General features: G+C 36.6%; 18 protein-coding genes. All 18 read left to right on the top strand.

What is annotated here, in order from left to right:
* The first annotated feature begins 2 nt into the window (after nucleotides 1-2).
* The 18 genes from FHL06_RS05535 to uvrA all read left to right on the top strand — a co-directional run bounded on the left by FHL06_RS05535 (nucleotide 3) and on the right by uvrA (nucleotide 20,326).
* Nucleotides 3-1,652, top strand: a complete 1,650-nt coding sequence (locus FHL06_RS05535) for a sensor histidine kinase (RefSeq protein WP_153385233.1) — start codon at nucleotides 3-5, stop codon at nucleotides 1,650-1,652.
* A gap of 99 nt (nucleotides 1,653-1,751) precedes the next feature.
* Nucleotides 1,752-2,627, top strand: coding sequence for a phosphate ABC transporter substrate-binding protein PstS family protein (locus tag FHL06_RS05530; RefSeq protein ID WP_192917950.1), 876 nt, complete (start codon nucleotides 1,752-1,754; stop codon nucleotides 2,625-2,627).
* 1 nt (nucleotide 2,628) lies between these two features.
* On the top strand, nucleotides 2,629-3,549 hold the full coding sequence (pstC, locus tag FHL06_RS05525) for a phosphate ABC transporter permease subunit PstC (RefSeq protein WP_153385232.1): 921 nt from the start codon (nucleotides 2,629-2,631) through the stop codon (nucleotides 3,547-3,549).
* Nucleotides 3,549-4,439 carry a phosphate ABC transporter permease PstA gene (gene pstA, locus FHL06_RS05520; RefSeq protein WP_162000163.1) on the top strand — a complete coding sequence of 297 codons (891 nt, stop codon included), beginning with the start codon at nucleotides 3,549-3,551 and terminating at the stop codon, nucleotides 4,437-4,439. The genes pstC and pstA overlap by 1 nt, the downstream gene beginning before the upstream one ends.
* Nucleotides 4,440-4,442: 3 nt before the next feature.
* Complete coding sequence (gene pstB, locus FHL06_RS05515; RefSeq protein ID WP_153385231.1) at nucleotides 4,443-5,249, top strand: phosphate ABC transporter ATP-binding protein PstB; 807 nt, start codon at nucleotides 4,443-4,445, stop codon at nucleotides 5,247-5,249.
* Nucleotides 5,250-5,260: 11 nt separating this feature from the next.
* A complete protein-coding gene (pstB, locus tag FHL06_RS05510; RefSeq protein WP_153385230.1) occupies nucleotides 5,261-6,019 on the top strand; it encodes a phosphate ABC transporter ATP-binding protein PstB in 759 nt (252 codons plus the stop codon).
* Between the two features lie 11 nt (nucleotides 6,020-6,030).
* On the top strand, nucleotides 6,031-6,705 hold the full coding sequence (phoU, locus tag FHL06_RS05505) for a phosphate signaling complex protein PhoU (protein ID WP_153385229.1): 675 nt from the start codon (nucleotides 6,031-6,033) through the stop codon (nucleotides 6,703-6,705).
* A 59-nt stretch (nucleotides 6,706-6,764) separates the two neighbouring features.
* Nucleotides 6,765-7,016, top strand: coding sequence for a PspC domain-containing protein (locus tag FHL06_RS05500; protein ID WP_153385228.1), 252 nt, complete (start codon nucleotides 6,765-6,767; stop codon nucleotides 7,014-7,016).
* 27 nt (nucleotides 7,017-7,043) lie between these two features.
* Nucleotides 7,044-7,421, top strand: coding sequence for a phage holin family protein (locus tag FHL06_RS05495; RefSeq protein ID WP_153385227.1), 378 nt, complete (start codon nucleotides 7,044-7,046; stop codon nucleotides 7,419-7,421).
* Nucleotides 7,422-7,485: 64 nt separating this feature from the next.
* Nucleotides 7,486-8,445 (top strand): HPr(Ser) kinase/phosphatase, encoded by a 960-nt coding sequence (hprK, locus tag FHL06_RS05490; protein WP_153385226.1) that lies wholly within the window; start codon nucleotides 7,486-7,488, stop codon nucleotides 8,443-8,445.
* Complete coding sequence (gene lgt / locus FHL06_RS05485; protein WP_153385225.1) at nucleotides 8,445-9,260, top strand: prolipoprotein diacylglyceryl transferase; 816 nt, start codon at nucleotides 8,445-8,447, stop codon at nucleotides 9,258-9,260. The genes hprK and lgt overlap by 1 nt, the downstream gene beginning before the upstream one ends.
* A gap of 64 nt (nucleotides 9,261-9,324) precedes the next feature.
* Nucleotides 9,325-10,266 (top strand): thioredoxin-disulfide reductase, encoded by a 942-nt coding sequence (trxB, locus tag FHL06_RS05480; RefSeq protein WP_153385224.1) that lies wholly within the window; start codon nucleotides 9,325-9,327, stop codon nucleotides 10,264-10,266.
* Between the two features lie 188 nt (nucleotides 10,267-10,454).
* On the top strand, nucleotides 10,455-10,706 hold the full coding sequence (locus tag FHL06_RS05475) for a helix-turn-helix domain-containing protein (RefSeq protein ID WP_162000164.1): 252 nt from the start codon (nucleotides 10,455-10,457) through the stop codon (nucleotides 10,704-10,706).
* Nucleotides 10,707-10,903: 197 nt separating this feature from the next.
* Nucleotides 10,904-12,622, top strand: coding sequence for a phospho-sugar mutase (locus FHL06_RS05470; protein WP_153385222.1), 1,719 nt, complete (start codon nucleotides 10,904-10,906; stop codon nucleotides 12,620-12,622).
* A gap of 150 nt (nucleotides 12,623-12,772) precedes the next feature.
* Nucleotides 12,773-14,065, top strand: coding sequence for an alkaline phosphatase family protein (locus FHL06_RS05465; protein ID WP_153385221.1), 1,293 nt, complete (start codon nucleotides 12,773-12,775; stop codon nucleotides 14,063-14,065).
* A 13-nt stretch (nucleotides 14,066-14,078) separates the two neighbouring features.
* Nucleotides 14,079-15,323 (top strand): MFS transporter, encoded by a 1,245-nt coding sequence (locus tag FHL06_RS05460; protein ID WP_153385220.1) that lies wholly within the window; start codon nucleotides 14,079-14,081, stop codon nucleotides 15,321-15,323.
* Nucleotides 15,324-15,444: 121 nt separating this feature from the next.
* Nucleotides 15,445-17,454, top strand: coding sequence for an excinuclease ABC subunit UvrB (gene uvrB / locus FHL06_RS05455; RefSeq protein WP_337692533.1), 2,010 nt, complete (start codon nucleotides 15,445-15,447; stop codon nucleotides 17,452-17,454).
* A 1-nt stretch (nucleotide 17,455) separates the two neighbouring features.
* A complete protein-coding gene (gene uvrA, locus FHL06_RS05450; protein ID WP_153385219.1) occupies nucleotides 17,456-20,326 on the top strand; it encodes an excinuclease ABC subunit UvrA in 2,871 nt (956 codons plus the stop codon).
* Nucleotides 20,327-20,337: the final 11 nt, after the last annotated feature.

Raw genomic sequence — 20,337 nt, 5'->3', positions numbered from 1 at the left:
TGATGAAGAGAAAAATAGGACCAATAGTTGCTATCTTGATTTCCGTAATTATCTTTATTATTTTGGCGACATTTTCCGACAGTATTTTGGGCAGTTCACAAAATAATATGTTTACCGAAGAAACTGATTCATTTCAAGAATTAAAGAAGAATCACGATCCATCCGAGGCGGCAAGGATTGCTGGCTTGAGTTACGTCGATTTGAAAAAAGAAGATACGCCCTTGCAAAAGCAAGCCTATGATATGTATCACCGTGGCCGTATTGCTCCGGGTAAAAATTACGTGACGGATACAACCTTTGGAACGAGAACGATGTATTTCATGTCGAATTCAAATCGTCACGTCGTTGCTAAAAAGTTTGATCGTTTGTGGAGTCAAAGCCCAATGACTTCAGTTATCATTGCCTTGATGTATTTTCTCATTACTGATTCAGTAATTCTGTTTTATTACCGCAAACGTCAGCAATTGAGCAATGATATTAAGAGCGTTACCGAGAATTTACGTCGAGTACGTAAAAATAAGGAAATGGCCTCACTGATTCTGTCGCCAGATGACGAATTGTATGGCTTGGTCGAACAAACTAATAAAATCAGTATGGATATCAATGATTTACGTGATGATGTCCGTTTACGTGAGAGAAGATTTCGTGGTTTAGTAGGTCATTTGCCAATCGGTGTTATGCTGTTGAATTCGCAAGGGGATGTTTTGTTGCATAACCAAGCTATGGCAAGCCTGTTGAACGTAAACATTTCAAATGATATTCACCCCTTCATTGAAGACATTAAGACTTATAGTTTGAGTCGAATGATCGAACATACTTTGAAGAAGAATAAGAATCATCATCGAGAGATTCAATTGGTTGGCAACTCGCAAAAATTCGTTGATGCCAATGTTATTCGCCTGATTCACTCGCGAGAAGACTTTGATCAACAAGTTTTGGTTATCTTGTATGATTTGACTGAAAGCCGCCAAATTGAACGGATGCAAGTTGATTTCGTCAACAATGTCAGTCATGAATTGAAGACTCCAGTAACGTCAATTGAGGGCTTTTCAGAAACGCTTTTGGGCGGAGCCAAAGATGATCCTAAAAAATTGGATCATTTCTTGAAGATTATTCACAGTGAAAGTATTCGTTTGACAGAATTGATTCAAGATATTTTGTCGCTTTCAAAAGTTAAACGAGATACTGAAAAGACCGATGTTATCAATTTGCATGATGATGTGAATAAGATTTTAGAGCGTCAATCACTGGCTATTAAAAAGCATAACCTGACTGTTAAGCAAGATTATTTCGGTAATCAGGAAGTTACGGTCAATAAAGAAAAAATTAACTTGGTCTTTCGTAATTTAATTAAAAATGCTATTTCATATAATAAAGAAAATGGTGAGATTGACTTAGAAGTTCATCATGATGAAATTGAGAATCGAATCAAGTTCATCATTAAAGATACTGGTATCGGAATCTCTGAAGAGGATCAAGGTCGAATCTTTGAAAGATTTTATCGTGTCGATCGGTCGAGAAGTTTAGAGACTGGTGGAACTGGTTTGGGTCTGGCTATCGTTAAGGAAACACTTGATACGCTTGACGGTGATATCAGAATCGAGTCCCATAAGGGATTAGGAACTAAATTTACAGTCGATATACCACTTTAAAGAAAATGTCGCAACAAAATAATTTATTTTGTTGCGACATTTTTTTATACAAAAAATATACATTTCTATACTATTCTAAGCTAGATAGAGGTGAGAACATTGAAAAAAAGACTTGTCGCATTATTTGCAATTGTAATACCCATGATTTTTATATTGAGTGGTTGCAAAGGCAGCGGAAGCCAACAAACGATTACAGCGGTGGGATCGTCTGCCGCTCAGCCATTAGTAGAACTCGCTGGGGAAGAATTTACCAAGAGTAATTCAAGCGAGTACGTTAACGTTCAGGGTGGCGGAACTGGTACAGGACTCAGTCAGATTCAACAAGGTGCGGTAGATATTGGAAATTCCGATCTCTATGCAGAACAAAAAAAGGATATCGATGCTAGTAAACTTGTCGATCATCGTATAGCTGCAGTCGCAATGGTTCCCATAGTGAACAAAAATGTTAAGGTTAAATCGTTAACTATCGAGCAATTAAAAGAAATTTTTTCTGGTGAAATAACTAACTGGAAACAAGTTGGTGGTCAGGATCTACCGATCACCATTATTAATCGTGCCGATGGTAGTGGTACTAGAGCAGCCTTTGAAAGTGACGTTATGGACGGTACGCCGTTTGTTCGCTCTCAAGAACAAGATTCTAGCGGAATGGTTAGACAAATTGTCTACAATACTGCTGGTGCCATCAGTTATTTAGCAATGCCATATTTAAATGATACTGTCAAAACTATTAACATTAACAATATTGCACCAACTATTAAAAATATTGAGAATAATACTTGGAAGATTTGGTCCTACGAACATCTTTATACCAATGGCAAACCAACTGGTATGACCAAGGACTTCTTGGACTTCATTATGACTAAGAAAGTTCAAAACGATGTCGTTAAAAAGATGAACTATGTTCCAATCAATGAAATGAAATATCAAAAAGATTATAAGGGCAATGTTACGCCAGTTACAAAGGGGGTAAAATAATTTGAAAGATCCAATTAAAGAAAGTTTAACTAAGAAATCTGTCTCCGCTAAAAGAGAAACTCGTGGAAAAGCTATTTCTTTCAGTTTTACTGCCATTATCGTTTTACTAGTTATCACTATTATTGGATTCGTCGCTTCAAAAGGGTTAGTTATTTTCTTTAAGGATGGCGTCAATCCAATTGATTTTTTAACTCATTCAGTTTGGTCTCCAAACAAGTTAGATAGTTCAGGCCATCCAATTGTTGGTGCTGCACCAATGATTATCGGATCATTTTCAGTTACTTTGATTGCAGCTTTAATTGGAACGCCATTTGCGATTGCAGCAGCCATTTTTATGACTGAAATCTCGCCTAAATGGGGTCGCAAAGTTTTACAACCGGTCATTGAATTATTGGTGGGTATTCCATCAGTAGTTTATGGATTTATCGGGTTAACAATTGTGGTTCCTTTCGTTAGAAAAATTGCTGGAGGCAGTGGGTTTGGTATTTTAGCCGGGTCATTTGTTTTATTCGTCATGATTCTACCAACGATTACTTCTATGTCAGTCGATGCTTTAAAAGCCGTTCCTAGATATTATCGAGAAGCTTCGTTAGCTCTTGGAGCAACTAGATGGCAGACAATTTCTAAGGTAGTGTTACGCGCTGCCACGCCAGGAATTTTAACGGCTGTCGTTTTTGGAATGGCACGGGCATTTGGTGAAGCATTAGCTGTGCAAATGGTTATTGGTAATGCCATGCTTCTGCCACAGAATCTTGTTTCGCCATCATCAACTCTAACCAGTGTTCTAACTATGAACATGGGTAATACGATTATGGGATCGACCGCAAATAATGCACTTTGGTCCTTAGCTTTACTATTGCTATTAATGTCACTATTGTTCAACTTTGTGATTAGATCAATTGCTAAGCGAGGTGAATTCTAGTGTTTAATGCTAAAACAAAAGATAAGATTGCAACTGGCGTAATTTACTTTATGTCAGGGATCATCGTTTTGATTCTTATTGGATTGTTAGTTTATATTTTGGGAAGTGGTTTACGATATGTAAACTGGCACTTTCTCACTTCTGGATCTAAGGCCTTTCAAGCTGGAAGCGGTGTGGGGATTCAATTGTTCAATTCGTTCTTCTTATTGATTCTTTCTATGTTGATTTCAATACCGATTTCAATTTGTGCCGGAATTTACTTATCAGAGTATGCTGGTAAAAATAAATTCGTCGAATTGATTCGAGTTTCAATTGAAGTATTGAGTTCATTGCCATCAATCGTTGTTGGTTTGTTTGGATTTTTGATTTTCGTTATCAGTTTCAATTTCGGTTTTTCCATTTTGTCAGGTGCTTTAACTTTGACAGTTTTCAACTTGCCAATTTTGACAAGAAATGTTGAGGATTCATTGAAATCAGTTCCGCAATCTCAACGTGAAGCCGGTCTGGCTTTAGGACTTTCAAAATGGGAAACAGTGATTCACGTTATTATTCCTGATGGACTTCCTGGTATTATTACAGGTATGATTATTGGGGCCGGAAGAGTCTTTGGTGAAGCCGCTGCATTAATTTATACGGCTGGTCAAAGTGCTCCGCCACTTGACTTTACTAACTTCAATATTTTCAGTATCACTAGTCCATTGAACTTGATGCGACCTGCCGAAACATTAGCTGTTCATATTTGGAAAGTGAATTCAGAAGGATTGATTCCAGATGCTGTACAAGTTTCAGCTGGAGCTTCTGCAGTTTTGATTATCGCAGTTTTGATTTTCAATTTACTTTCAAGATATATCGGTAATTTAGTTTATAAAAAAATGACGGGTGGCGAGTAATATATGGATGAACAAAGAGTAAAACAATCCATCCTTCATTTAGATAAGGATGAGCATGAAATTGCCATGAGTACTAAGGATCTACAAGTATTTTATGGCGAAAAAGAAGCGATGCATAAGGCATCGCTTCAGTTCGAAAGATACAAGATTACATCTTTGATTGGAGCTTCAGGATCAGGTAAGTCGACTTATTTAAGATCTTTGAATCGAATGAACGACAATATCCCCGGAGCTACAGTTAAAGGACAGATTATGTACCGTGGTTTAGATATCAATAAAAATAATGTTGATATTTATGAGGTTAGAAAACATATTGGAATGGTATTTCAGCGTCCGAATCCGTTTTCAAAATCAATTTATGACAACATTACTTTTGCTTTAAAACGTCATGGTTTACATGACAAAAAGAAATTAGATGAAATTGTTGAGACAACTTTGAAACAGGCCTCGTTGTGGGATCAAGTCAAAGATGATCTGAACAAAAGTGCTTTAGCGCTCTCTGGGGGTCAACAACAAAGACTTTGTATTGCTCGAGCAATTGCTATGAAACCAGATATTTTATTGATGGATGAACCGGCAAGTGCTCTAGATCCAATTTCAACGTCAAATGTTGAGGAAACAATGTTGAGTTTGAAAGATAAGTTCACCATTATTATCGTGACGCACAACATGCAACAAGCAGCTAGAATTAGTGATTACACAGCATTTTTTCATATGGGACATGCAGTTGAATTTAACGAAACTAGAAAAATCTTTACTCGTCCAAAAGTTAAGACGACTGAAGATTATGTTTCTGGACACTTTGGATAGGAGCATTAAAATTGGCAGAGAAAATTTTAACATCTTCTGATGTACATTTGTTTTATGGTAAGAAAGAAGCATTAAAGGGAGTAAATCTCGATTTTAATAAAAATGAGATTACAGCCTTGATTGGACCATCGGGTTGTGGTAAATCAACATATCTGAGATGTTTGAATCGAATGAACGATTTGATTCCAAACGTTACAATCACAGGCACGATTTCCCTTGATGGAAAGAATATTTACGCACCTAACATCGACACTGTTGAATTAAGAAAGCAGGTCGGAATGGTTTTTCAACAACCAAATCCGTTTCCATTCTCAATTTATGATAATGTAATATATGGATTAAGATTAGCGGGAGTTAAGGATAAAAAGACTTTAGATGAAGCAGTTGAAACTAGTTTACAAAACGCTGCTGTCTGGGATGACGTTAAAGACAAATTGCACCAAAGTGCTTTATCGCTTTCTGGTGGACAGCAACAAAGAGTTTGTATTGCTAGAGTTTTAGCAGTGAAACCTGATATTATTTTATTAGATGAACCAACAAGTGCCTTGGACCCTATTTCGTCATCTAAAGTTGAAGAAACAATGTTGGCATTACGTGAAGACTATACTATCATTACAGTTACACATAATATGCAACAAGCTTCAAGAATTTCTGATAGGACAGCCTTTTTCCTAAATGGAGAATTAATTGAAGCCGATAAGACTAAAAATGTTTTCTTAAATCCAAAACAAAAACAAACGGAAGATTATATTTCTGGAAAATTCGGTTAGGAGAAAAAAAGATGCGTACTACATTTGAAGAACAACTAAATAATTTACATTTACGGTTCTCAGAAATGGGTATGATGGCAAGTGAAGCCATTATGAAATCAGTTAAGGCATATATTGATCACGATAAATCATTAGCTAAAGAGGTTATTAAAAATGACCACTTTATCAACAAGCGTGAAATGGATCTTGAAAAAGAATCGTTTGAAATGATTGCCTTACAACAGCCAGTGACTTCTGATTTACGGATGATCGTGACCGTTTTAAAAGCTAGTTCTGATTTGGAAAGAATGGGCGATCACGCAGTCAGCATTGCTCAAGAAACAATCAGAGTTAAGGGTGAAACGAGAATCCCTGAAATTGAAAAAGTTATTGGTGAAATGGGCGATATGGCAACAAGTATCGTTGAAGATGCCCTAGAAGCTTATTTGAAAAAAGATAGCAAATTAGCTGAAGAAGTAGCTCATCGTGACATCGAAATTGATGCTAAAAGTGCGATGATCAATGAATTATGTATTAAAGATATGCAAAAGACCGTTGAAAATGTTTTAAGTGGTTCATCATATATGTTGGTTGCCAGTTATCTAGAACGTGTCGGTGATTATGCAACAAACATCTGTGAATGGGTCGTTTACTTAAATACAGGACATGTGGTAGAACTGAATCGAAAGCACATTGTTGAAGATTAGTACAATTGATATTTATCACGATGTGTAGTATATTTTTGAACAAGTTGAGGTGAGAATGTATGAGAAGAAAAATTACGAGATCAAGTACTGACCGAATGCTTGCCGGAGTTTGTGGCGGTTTAGGTGAATACTTTGGCATCGACTCGACTTGGATTCGTTTAGCCTTTATCTTTTTATTACCGTTCACTTACTTTTTACCGATTTTGATTTATGTAATCTGTGTTTTTTCATTACCGGAAAAGCGCAATATTCAAGAAACGGATTATAATAAAAAGCATGATCGTCCAAAGGCGTCAAAAAAATATTACTGATTTAAAAGGGAGTTTTTGAGAAGCAAAATGAAGTTGATTATTAGAGTGATTATTAGAGTGGTTGTACAGACGTTATTATTTTTGGCAATTGCACGTCTCTTGCCAGGTATGTTTCAAATTGCCAGTTTAGGAACAGCCATAATTGCTAGTGTGGTCTTGGCCATCCTAAATATGATTGTCAGACCATTCTTACATATCATTTCTTTACCGATTACGTTTATCACGTTTGGATTATTTTCATTCGTTATAAATGCATTTACCTTGGAATTAACTTCTTCTTTAGTCGGACCTGCAAGTTTCCATTTTAGTAGCTTTGGTTCAGCCATAGTTGTAGCCATTATTTTGGCAATTTGTAATTCGATTATTAACAGCTATACCATGGATAAATTTCAAAGACGCGTCTAGTGCGCGTTTTTTTGTTTTTTTAATGATAAAATTAAGATAAAACTAGAATCAGTGGGGGTTGGCTATGACAAATTTCGTTACCGTATCACAAATGGTAAAAGATAATGAACTAAAAGTTTATAATGGAGAACAATTGCTTGAAAAGAAAAAAGTAACAACAAGCGATATTTCACGTCCTGGAATCGAATTGACAGGTTATTTTGACTATTATCCAAGTGAACGGATTCAATTATTTGGACAAACAGAATCAGCTTATTCACGTTCAATGACTTCAAATAATCGCTATAAAGTCATGTTGGAGTTGTGTCGAGAAGATACGCCAGCTTTACTTATTTCTCGGAATATCCAACCTAGTAAAGAGATTTTACAAGCAGCTGAAGAGCATCATGTACCAGTGATTGGTTCGGAATTGCCAACAACGAGACTCTCAAGTATGATTACTGAATATCTAGATGAGAAATTAGCACCTAGAGAATCGATTCATGGCGTTTTGGTCGATGTTTATGGTATTGGAATTCTTTTGACAGGTCATTCTGGCATTGGTAAAAGTGAAACTGCCTTGGAATTGATTAAGCGTGGTCACCGATTGATTGCTGACGATCGAGTTGATGTTTACCAACGTGATGAAAAAACGATTGTCGGTGAAGCACCTAAGATCTTGAATCACCTACTAGAAATCAGAGGTATCGGAATTATCGATGTCATGAATCTCTTTGGTGCTGGTGCGGTTCGTTCACAAAGTGAAATTCAATTGATAATCAACTTGGAAAATTGGTCAGCTGATAAGAATTATGACCGCATTGGAACATTGGAAGATAAGAGAACTTTCTTTGATGTCGATGTTCCACAAATCACAGTACCAGTTAAAGTTGGTCGTAATATCTCCATCATTATTGAAGTTGCTGCGATGAACTATCGTGCAAGAAAGATGGGTTACGATGCAACGAAGAAGTTCGAAGATAATTTAGGACTGCTAATTAAAGAAAATGAAACAAAAACTAAGAATGACGGAGAAACTAAGTAATGAATTTTGATTTATTGGCATTGAACCCAATTGCATTCAATTTGGGTGAATTGCAAATTCATTGGTACGGCATAATCATTGCTATGGGTGCCCTAGTTGGAGTAATCATGGCAATGAGAGAAGCTAAAAGAAGACATTTAGATCCAGATAATATTTTGGATTTAGTTTTGTATGGAGTACCAATTGCTTTAGTCGGAGCAAGGCTTTACTACGTAATTTTTGAATTGCCATTTTATTTAGCTAATCCAGGCGAAATCATCAAGATTTGGCATGGAGGAATTGCTATTTATGGTGGTTTGATAGCTGCTTTTATTGTTTTGCTAGTATTGTGCAAAAAAAGAAAAATATCGCCTTGGTTGATGTTAGATATTGCAGCACCTTCAGTTTTGCTTGGTCAAATCGTCGGTCGCTGGGGTAATTTCATGAATCAAGAAGCGTTTGGTGCTAAAACGACCTTGTCATTTTTACAGTCGTTGCATTTGCCACATTTTATTGTGGATCAAATGTTTATCAATGGAGCTTATCGCCAACCAACTTTTCTTTATGAATCAGTTGGTAATTTAATCGGCTTGATATTGATTCTGGTACTGAGAAATCGCAAGCATCTCTTAAAACGAGGCGAGGTCTTTTTGACTTACTTGATTTGGTATCCAGCTGTTCGTTTCTTCGTCGAAGGGATGCGGACTGATAGCCTGTATATTTTTCCTGGAGTAAGAGTTTCACAGGTTTTATCTTTAGTTTTATTTATCTGTGCTATCGCATTGTTCATTTATCGAAGAAAGAAAAAAACGGAGCCTTGGTATAATGAGTTGTGAGCAATTTAATTGCTAACTTTGAAAAAAATGGTAAGATTTGTTGAGTAATAGGAGGTAATCGACGATGAAAACATATGATGTAGTTGTTATTGGAGCAGGTCCTGGTGGTTTAACTGCCGCTCTTTATGCTTCACGTGCTAATTTATCAGTAATGATTCTTGACCGTGGTATCTATGGTGGTCAAATGAATAACACTGCTGCAATTGAAAACTATCCTGGATTTGATTCAATTTTGGGTCCTGATTTGAGTGAAAAGATGTACAAATCATCAACTCAATTTGGTGCTGACTTTGGTTATGGCGCCGTTGAATCTGTTGAGGATAAGGGTAATGTCAAAATCATTCATACTGATGATGGCGACTACGAAACAAAAGCTTTGATCATTGCAACTGGTTCACAATATAAAAAGATTGGCGTACCTGGCGAAAATGAAATGTCAGGACGTGGGGTTTCATATTGTGCCGTCTGTGATGGAGCATTCTTTAAAGGACAAGACGTTGCCGTTATCGGTGGTGGCGATTCTGCCGTTGAAGAAGGTATCTATTTAACACAATTAGCTAAGTCAGTAACAATCATTCACCGTCGTGATCAATTACGTGCTCAAAAGATTTTGCAAGACCGTGCATTTAAGAACGATAAGATTAAGTTCGTTTGGAATGCTGACGTTAAGGAAATCACGAGTGCTGATGATAAAGTATCCGGCGTAAGATATGTTGATAAGAAGACGGGCGAAGAACACGTTGTTCCAGCTAAAGGTGCTTTTATCTACGTTGGTATCAAACCAATGACAGAACCATTCAAGAGCTTAGGCGTATTGGATGAAAATGGTTGGATCGATACAAATGATCACATGGAAACTAATATCCCTGGTATCTTTGCTGTTGGTGATGTGAGAAAGAAAGATCTTCGTCAAGTAGCTATTGCTGTTGGTGAAGGTGGCATTGCTGGACAACAAGCTTACAATTATATTCAAGAATTGTCTGATGAAAAAGTTTCAGCTAAATAATTAAACATTAAGTAAAAATAAATTGAGGATTGTGTGATGGGTTATTTTTGACCTAATCGCATAATCCTTTTTTTATTGTTGAATTTACAGTAAATACCTAAATATCGAAAAATAAATTATTAGGAATTGGTTCCGTAGTGTACATGTTTAAACATATAATATCTGTAAAAAGACAGGAAGTGATTCTTATGCGCGAAGTAGTAGATAAGAACTTGAACCGACTAATGCACGAATCAGGGTTTAACATTGCAAGAAATCTTAAACTACTGAGAAGAGATAAGAATGTGACCCAAAAAGAAGTGGCTCAACATTTGAACATTGATGTTACAACCTTGTCTCATTATGAAACTGGCATTAGAATGCCGGATATTGATACATTGATTGCCTTAGCTAGATATTATGATACGGATATCAATCGAATAATTAGTAGTGATTATTAGTAAAAAAATTATTATTAATAAAGCGATAATATTATTGTTCTAAAAGCCAGCTTAAACCGTTGTAAAGTCTAAGATGGCTTTTTAATTTTAAGTTTGATTTAAATTTTTATTGTTAAAGTTGTTTAAATCAAATTTTATTAGTGCTGGATGATTGATATAATAGGTATCAGTACTTACAAATTAGGAGGACAATTTTAATGTCGTGGCAAGATAATATGCAAGAATGGCTCGATTATAAAGATTTGGATCCAGACATGAAAGAGCAACTAAATGAAATGAAGCAAGACGATAAAGTGGCTGAAGAGGCATTTTATGAACCTATGGAGTTTGGTACAGCTGGTATGCGTGGTTTGATTGGTCCTGGTATCAATCGCATGAATATTTATACTGTTCGTCAAGCGACTGAGGGATTGGCATCATTTATGGACACCTTGGATGAAAAAGTTAAGAAGCAAGGTGTAGCAATTAGTTATGATTCACGCTACTATTCACAGGACTTTGCTTATGAATCCGCTAAAGTTCTAGGCATTCATGGTATTCACAGTTATGTTTTCGACAGTTTAAGACCAACTCCAGAATTATCTTTTGCTGTAAGAGATTTGCATGCTTATGCAGGTATCATGATTACAGCTAGCCATAATCCTAAACAATACAATGGTTTTAAAATCTATGGTCCAGATGGTGGACAAATGCCACCTAAGGAATCAGATAATATTACTAGTTTTGCTCGTAAGGCGAGCGATTTATTTGCAATCAAAGTTATGCCGGTTACAAAATTGAGAAGCGAAAAATTACTAAAACTAATCGGTGAAGATGTTGATTTAGACTATATGAAGAATCTTGAAACGGTAATCGTTGATCCTAAGTTGATTAAAGATGTCGGCGACAAGATGAAGTTTGTTTATTCACCACTTCATGGTACTGGTAAAATGATTGCTCCAAGAATTTTTCAAAAGTTAGGCTTCAAGAACTTTGAAATGGTGACTGAACAAGCAATCCTTGACCCAGAATTTGCAACAACACCTTTCCCTAATCCAGAATTTGCTCAAACATTTGATTTGGCAATTGAACGTGGTAAAAAAATCGGTGCAAATATTTTGATTGCCACTGATCCCGATGCTGATAGATTAGGTGCTGCCGTCAGACAACCAGATGGTTCTTACAAATTGATGACTGGTAATCAAATTGCTTCTGTCTTGTTGAATTACTTGTTACAAGCCAAGAAGAATCTAAATAAGTTGCCTGAAAATGGTGCGGTCGTTAAATCAATTGTTTCTTCCGAACTAGCAACTGCCATTGCTGATAAATACAATATCAAGATGTTCAATGTTTTGACTGGTTTCAAATATATTGCTGAAAAAATTGAACACTTTGAAGAAACTGGCAGCAATGAATTTTTATTTGGTTTTGAAGAAAGTTATGGATATTTAGTCAAACCTTTCGTGCGTGATAAGGATGCTATGCAATCAACATTGTTACTGGCTGAAGCTGCTGCTTTCTACGAATCAAAAGGTAAGACTATCTACGATGCTTTGGAAGACTTGTACAAAGAATTCGGTTATTACCGCGAAAAGACTATTTCAAAGACTTTTGCTGGTATTTCTGGTAAGGATAAGATGGCTCAAATCATGAAAACATTACGTGAAGAAGGCATCGATGAGGTCAATGGCGTAAAGGTCGTTGAATCGATTGACTACTTAAATGATACTGATGTCACAGAATCTGGTACTAAAGAAACTGGTTTACCTAAGGCTAATGTTTTGAAGTATGTCTTAGCTGACGATACTTGGATTGCTGCAAGACCTTCTGGTACTGAACCTAAGATGAAATTCTATATCGGCGTTAAGAGCGATACTGAAGATAATGCTAATAAGAAATTGGCTGATTTTGGTAAAGTAATCGAAGGTTGGGAATAAAATTTAAATTTAATCTTAATAATGTATGGTAATCAAAAAATGATTACCATATTTTTTTGTTTTAGAAAATCTAATTGCTTTTTGGAGAAATTACAAGGATTTGCCAACTGCGATATAATACTTTCATGTAGTAAAAAAGGGGAAATTAAATTGACAGTCAATCAACATTTAGTCATTATTTCGCTTGATTCATTGGGATATCGTGACATCAATGAACATCAAGCTGAATTGCCAACCTTGAATAAGCTAGTTTCTGGTGGAACTTGGATCAAAGAAGTTACAGGAATTTATCCAACTCTGACTTATCCTTCGCACACGACGATTATTACAGGACAATACCCTAAGGTTCACGGAATCGTTAATAATACTAAAATTCAGCCACAACGTCGTTCGCCTGATTGGTTCTGGTATCAAAAAGACGTTAAATCGCCAACTCTTTATGATTTAGCAAGACAAAAGAACCTCAAAACGGCAGCCTTTTTGTGGCCAGTCACAGCTGGCAGCAAGATTGACTATAACTTGGCTGAGATTTTTCCAAATCGGATTTGGACGAATCAAGTTTTAGTTTCTTTGAAAGCTAGTTCGCCATTGTTTATTTTAGAAATGGATAAAAAATACGGTAAATTACGTAATGGCATCAAACAGCCACAATTGGATGATTTTATTACTGCCTGTGCCGTCGATACAATTAAGAACAAACGACCTAATTTAACTTTGCTTCATTTAGTGGATATGGACAGTATGCGTCACCGTTATGGGGTCCGTTCTGATGAGGCTATGCAAGCTTTAAGTCGATTAGATAAGCATGTCAAGCAAGTAATTGAGGCAACTAGAGAAGCAGGAACTTTTAATGATACCAATTTTGTTATTTTAGGCGATCACTATCAAATAAATGTCAATAAGATGATTCATTTGAATACTTTATTTGCCAAGAGAGGCTGGTTAACGTCAAAGCCTGATCAAACATTCAAAAAAGATTGGCAAGTCATGGCTAAGACGTGTGATGGCTGTACTTATATTTACACGAAAAATTTTGACCAGATGAAGCGTTTGAAAGACTTGATTTCAGATGTTGAAGGCGTCGAAAAGATTTATTCAGCTCAAGAAGCTATAACTAGAGGTGCTGATCCAGAATGTACGCTAATGGTTGAGGCTAAAGCTGGATATTACTTCACCGATGAAAGCGACCGTGCACAAGTGGTGGAAAAAGTTTTACCACAAATGATGGGGAATGCTGACCGCTATCGTGGCGTTCATGGTTATGACCCATTGAAGCCAGACTATAAGACGACAATTGCCTTTAATGGTCCAATGGTCAAGAAAAATCATACAGTAAAGAAGGCTAATTTGGTTGATGAAGCACCAACGTTTGCTAAGCTATTAGGTTTGGAATTTCCAGAACCATTGGCAGGACATGCGATTGATGACATTTTCTTGAATTAGATTAGAGGAGATTATGGGTTTTAATAAAAAGCAGTGGAGTTGGATTTTTTATGATTGGGCTAATTCCGGCTATGGAATAATTGTCACGACAGCAGTTTTGCCAGTTTATTTCAAGTCGGTTGCCCAAAATGCAGGTGTATCTCAGGCTAATGCCACAGCCTTTTGGGGATATGCTAATAGTTTTGGAACTTTGATTGTGTCAGTTTTAGCGCCGGTTTTAGGTGCTTTAGCTGATTATCCACATCACAAGAAAAAACTTTTGAGTTATTTTTCATTTTTAGGAATTATTATGACTTTTGGTTTAGCGTTAGTACCGCCGAGTCAATGGCATTTATTATTAGGTGTTTTTATTCTGTCGATAATTGGTTATTCCGCTGGGAACTTATTCTATGATAGTTTTTTGACAGATGTTTCAGATAATCGTCAGATGGATTCACTTTCATCAAATGGTTATGCTTTTGGTTATTTAGGTGGAGTTTTAGCGTTTATTTTGTTTTTAGTTTTACAATTGACGAGTGGCTTTGGGATGTTGTTCAGTTACGGTGTTGCTCGCTGGAGTTTTCTTTTAGCAGCAGTTTGGTGGTTGATTTTCTTTATACCAATGTTAAAAAATGTTCGTCAAGTTTATTCGTTGCCTGAGAATCCGCATCCGATCACGTCTAGTTTCAAAAGAGTTTGGATGACGATTACTCATTTAAAAAAATATAAAGCTGCAGCTTGGTTTTTAGTAGCTTATTTCTTCTATATAGATGGAGTCGATACTATTTTTACGATGGCGACTTCAATTGGGATGGATATGGGAATTTCCACGACCATTTTGATGTTAGTTTTGTTAGTGGTACAGTTAGTCGCTTTTCCATTTTCAATTTTATATGGTTGGATTGCTAATCGATTCTCAGCTCGTAAAGGAATTTTGTTAGCTATCGTCTTGTATTTTGGAATTTGTTTGTATGCTTTAAAATTACATTCAGCAGTTGATTTTTGGATTTTAGCTGTTCTTGTTGGAACTAGCCAAGGTGGTATTCAAGCATTGAGCAGATCTTATTTTGGCAAGTTGATTCCTAAGGATTCTGGAAGTGAATTTTTCGGATTTTATAATATTTTAGGAAAGTTTTCAGCTGTTATGGGACCAGTTCTAGTAGGAATCGTGACCCAAGTTACTGGTAAGTCGACCATTGGCGCTGCTTCCTTGAGTATTTTATTTATGATTGGCTTGGCAATTTTTCTAATGTTGCCACGTTTGACAACAAGTAAGTAAATATATAGCGAAAATATGTTCGCTATGGTAATATAGACCCAGTGAAATAAAGACATAAATTACATCTAATTCGTATGCGTGGGTTAGATGTATTTTTTAGCTTAAGGGGGTAAGTTAATCCGTGATAGATAGAGTTAACGATAATAAGTTTGATTTGGTTTCAAAGTATTCTCCAGCTGGAGACCAAGCTCAAGCAATCAATAAAATTACAGATGATTTTAAAGCGGGCGATAAAGAGGTAGTCCTTGAGGGTGCCACTGGTACTGGTAAGACTTTTACCATGGCTAATGTCATTAAAAATCTCAATAAGCCAACTTTAATTATTTCTCACAATAAAACTTTAGCTGGCCAATTATATGGTGAAATGAAGGAATTCTTCCCCCACAATGCCGTTGAGTATTTTGTCAGTTACTATGATTATTACCAACCTGAAGCCTATGTTCCTTCAAGTGATACTTATATTGAAAAAGATTCCAGCATTAATGATGAAATCGATAAATTACGGCATGCGGCCACAAGTTCACTATTGGAGCGCAATGATGTTATCATCGTTGCTTCAGTTTCTTGTATCTTTGGTTTAGGTGATCCAAGAGAATATGCGGATAGTATTATTTCTCTAAGAGTCGGCCAAGAGATCCCACGAGATAAGCTATTAGAAGAATTAGTCGAAAATCAATTTGAGCGAAACGATATTGATTTTCAACGTGGACGTTTCCGTGTTCGTGGCGACGTAGTCGATATTTTCCCAGCTTCAAACGATGACAATGCTCTTCGGGTGGAGTTTTTTGGTGATGAAATCGATCGTATCATCGAAATGGATCCACTAACTGGTGAGGTTAAGGGTTCAATGGACCATATCGGAATATTCCCTGCCACTCACTTTATGATTAGTGATGCAAAAATGGACGAAGCTTTGAAACGAATTAAAGATGAAATGGATCAACAAGTTGAGAAATTTACTAAAGAAGGTAAATTGTTGGAGGCTCAACGTATTAAACAAAGAACTGAATATGATATCGAAATGATGCGAGAAATGGGTTACACTTCTGGAATCGAAAATTATTCGCGTCATATGGAAGGAAGAGCTGAAGGTGAACCTCCATTTACCTTACTAGACTTTTTCCCTAAAGATTTTAATATCATGATTGATGAATCTCACGTTACTATGCCTCAGATTAGAGGGATGTATAATGGCGATCGTGCTAGAAAGCAACAATTGGTCGACTATGGATTTAGATTACCTAGTGCTTTAGATAATCGTCCCTTAAAATTGAATGAGTTTGAACAGCATGTCAAACGAATCCTTTATGTTTCGGCAACTCCAGGCCCTTATGAGTTAGACCGAACGAATCATTTGGCAGAACAAATTATTCGACCAACTGGTTTGCTTGATCCAAAGATTGAAGTTCGACCAATTATGGGTCAGATTGATGATTTAGTATCTGAAATAAATGACCGTGTCGAAAAGCACGAGCGTGTCTTTGTCACCACTTTAACTAAGAAGATGGCAGAAGATTTAACTGACTATTTCAAAGATTTAGGAATCAAGGTTCGTTATTTGCATAGCGATATCAAGACTTTGGAACGTTCAAAGATTATTCGTGATTTACGTTTAGGCAAGTTTAATGTTTTGATTGGAATTAATTTGCTGCGTGAAGGAATCGATGTTCCTGAAGTTTCTTTGATTGCTATTCTTGATGCTGATAAAGAAGGATTTTTACGAGCTGAACGTTCTTTAGTTCAGATTATTGGTCGTGCCTCAAGAAATGAACATGGTAAAGTTATCATGTACGCTGATTCAATTACTGATTCGATGCGAGGCGCAATCGATGCCACAGCTCGTCGTCGTCGCATTCAAAAGAAATTCAATGAAGAACATGGAATAACTCCTAAAACAATTGTTAAACCAATCAGGGATGCAATTTCAATGTTCCAGAAAGTCGATAATTCTTCATCTGAGGAAGAAAAGATCGATGATGATATCGACTTCAAGGATATGAGTAAAAAGGATCGACAAGAGCTTCTTGCCAATCTAACAGAACAAATGGAATCTGCTGCTAAGAAACTAGACTTTGAGGCAGCTGCCAATTTGCGTGATACGATTTTGGAATTAAAGGCGGAAATAAAATAGTATGTTAAATGATAAAATTGTTATTCATGGCGCCAGAGCACACAATTTAAAAAATGTTAACGTAACGATACCTCGAGATAAACTGGTTGTTATGACTGGTTTATCTGGCTCAGGAAAGAGTTCATTAGCCTTTGATACTTTGTATGCTGAGGGACAAAGAAGATATGTTGAAAGTTTGTCTTCTTATGCGCGTCAATTTTTAGGCCAGATGGATAAACCAGATGTTGATTCGATTGATGGTTTAAGTCCAGCAATTTCCATTGACCAAAAGACGACTTCAAAAAATCCTCGTTCGACTGTTGGAACGGTTACTGAAATCAATGATTATTTACGTTTGTTGTGGGCACGTGTTGGCACGCCAATCTGTCCTAATGATGGGACTAAGATTACCAGTCAGTCAGCTCAACAAATGGTCGATGCTATTTTGAAGTTAGGCGATAGAACTAAACTGCAAATTCTTTCGCCAGTAGTTAGATCAAAACGTGGTCAACATAAAAAAGCCTTGAATCAAATTAAAAAACAAGGTTACGTCAGAATTAGAGTTGATGGCGAAACTCGAGATATCGGTGAAGATATTGAATTGGATAAGAATAAGAAACACAGTATCGATGTCGTGGTCGATAGAATCGTTATCAATGACCATATCAAGTCACGTTTGTTTGATTCTGTCGAAGCTGCTTTAAGACTTTCGGATGGATATATGAATGTTGACGTTATTGGTTCTGATATGATGGTCTTCTCTGAAAAGAATGCCTGTCCAATTTGTGGTTTTACAGTCGGCGAGTTAGAACCACGTTTATTCTCGTTCAATGCTCCTTTTGGAGCTTGCGATAACTGTGATGGTTTAGGCATCAAACTTGAAGTCGACTTAGATTTAGTCGTCCCTGATCAAACTAAGACTTTAGCTGAAGGCGCATTAATGCCATGGAACCCAATCAGTTCGCAGTATTATCCTGAATTGTTGGCTCAAGCTTGCAAAGCATTTGGCATTGATATGAATACACCCTTTGAAAAAATGTCAAAAGAAGATCAAAACACTGTTTTATATGGTTCTGATGGCAAAACTTTCCACTTTCATTATGAAAGTGATTTTGGTGGCGTTCGTGATGTCGATGTACCATTTGAAGGCGTGATTCCAAATGTTAAACGCCGTTATCACGAAACTAATAGTGATTTTACACGTGAAGTAATGCGTAAATATATGACTGAATTGCAATGTCCTGTTTGTCATGGCAAGAGATTGAATCGTAAAGCACTAGCCGTTAAAATTTCTGGCAAAGATATTGCTGAAGTATCAGATATGTCGATTAAGAATGAATTGCCATTCTTTAAAGCTACAAAATTTGGTGAACAAGATACTGTTATTGCTAAACCAATTTTAAAAGAAGTTAAGGATAGACTTAGTTTTTTGATTAATGTTGGTTTGGAATATTTATCATTGTCACGTTCTGCAGGAACCTTATCTGGTGGTGAAGCACAAAGAATTCGTTTGGCTACTCAGATTGGTTCTAATCTATCTGGCGTCATGTATATTTTGGATGAACCCTCAATTGGATTGCATCAAAGAGATAATGACCGTTTGATTAATTCACTTAAGAAAATGCGTGATTTAGGCAATACTTTAATCGTGGTCGAACATGATGAAGATACGATGCGAGCAGCTGACTATTTGATTGATGTAGGACCAGGTGCTGGTGAAGCCGGTGGTCAAATCGTAGCAGCTGGAACTCCAGCAGAAGTTGAAAAAAATCCTAAGTCGTTGACTGGTCAATATTTGGCTGGTAAGAAGTTTGTTCCTGTTCCTTTAGAGCGACGCAAGGGCAATGGCGAATTCGTCGAAGTATTCGGTGCTGAAGAAAATAATCTTAAGAAACTAAACGTTAAGTTTCCTTTGGGTAAATTCATTGTTGTGACAGGAGTTTCGGGTTCAGGTAAATCTACTTTGGTCAATATGATTCTCAAACGGGCTTTGGCTCAAAAGATGAATCATAATTCACAAAAACCTGGTAAATATAAGAAGATTACTGGCTATGAAAATCTCGAGAAGATGATTGCTATCGATCAAAGTCCAATTGGTCGGACTCCACGAAGCAATCCAGCTACTTATACCGGCGTCTTCGATAATATCAGAGATTTATTTGCTCAAACTAATGAAGCTAAGCTCAGAGGTTATAAGAAGGGCAGGTTCTCCTTTAATATCAAAGGCGGACGTTGTGAAAACTGTCACGGCGATGGAATTATTAAGATTGAGATGAACTTCTTGCCTGATGTTTACGTTCCTTGCGAAGTTTGTCATGGAACTCGCTATAACTCCGAAACGCTTGAAGTTACTTATAAAGGTAAAAATATTGCTCAAGTTCTTGATATGAAGGTTTCTGAAGCTCTTGATTTCTTTAGCAATATTCCTAAGATTAGACGTAAATTGCAAACTATCAAGGATGTTGGATTAGGCTACGTTTCTTTGGGACAATCTGCTACGCAATTATCTGGTGGTGAAGCTCAAAGAATGAAGTTGGCTTCTGAACTTTATAAGAAGTCTAATGGCAAGAATTTTTATATTCTTGATGAACCTACAACTGGTTTGCATACGGACGATATCAAACGTTTATTGGCTGTCTTGCAAAGATTAGTTGACGAAGGCAATACTGTTCTAGTAATTGAACACAATTTAGATGTTGTTAAGTCAGCTGATTGGCTAATTGATTTAGGCCCAGATGGTGGTGAAGGTGGAGGCGATATCGTCGCTACTGGAACTCCAGAGGATGTTAGTGAAGTTAAGAAAAGTTATACTGGTCAATATTTGAAACCAGTTTTGCTTCGTGATACGAAACGGACTAAAGAAGCTCAAGCTAAATCAGAAAATAAAATTTAGATAAAAATAAG

The organism is Companilactobacillus halodurans, from assembly GCF_009600985.1.
Lineage (GTDB): Bacteria > Bacillota > Bacilli > Lactobacillales > Lactobacillaceae > Companilactobacillus > Companilactobacillus halodurans.
The sequence above is the reverse complement of the archived record's forward strand: the minus strand, read 5'-3'. Positions and strand labels throughout refer to the sequence as shown.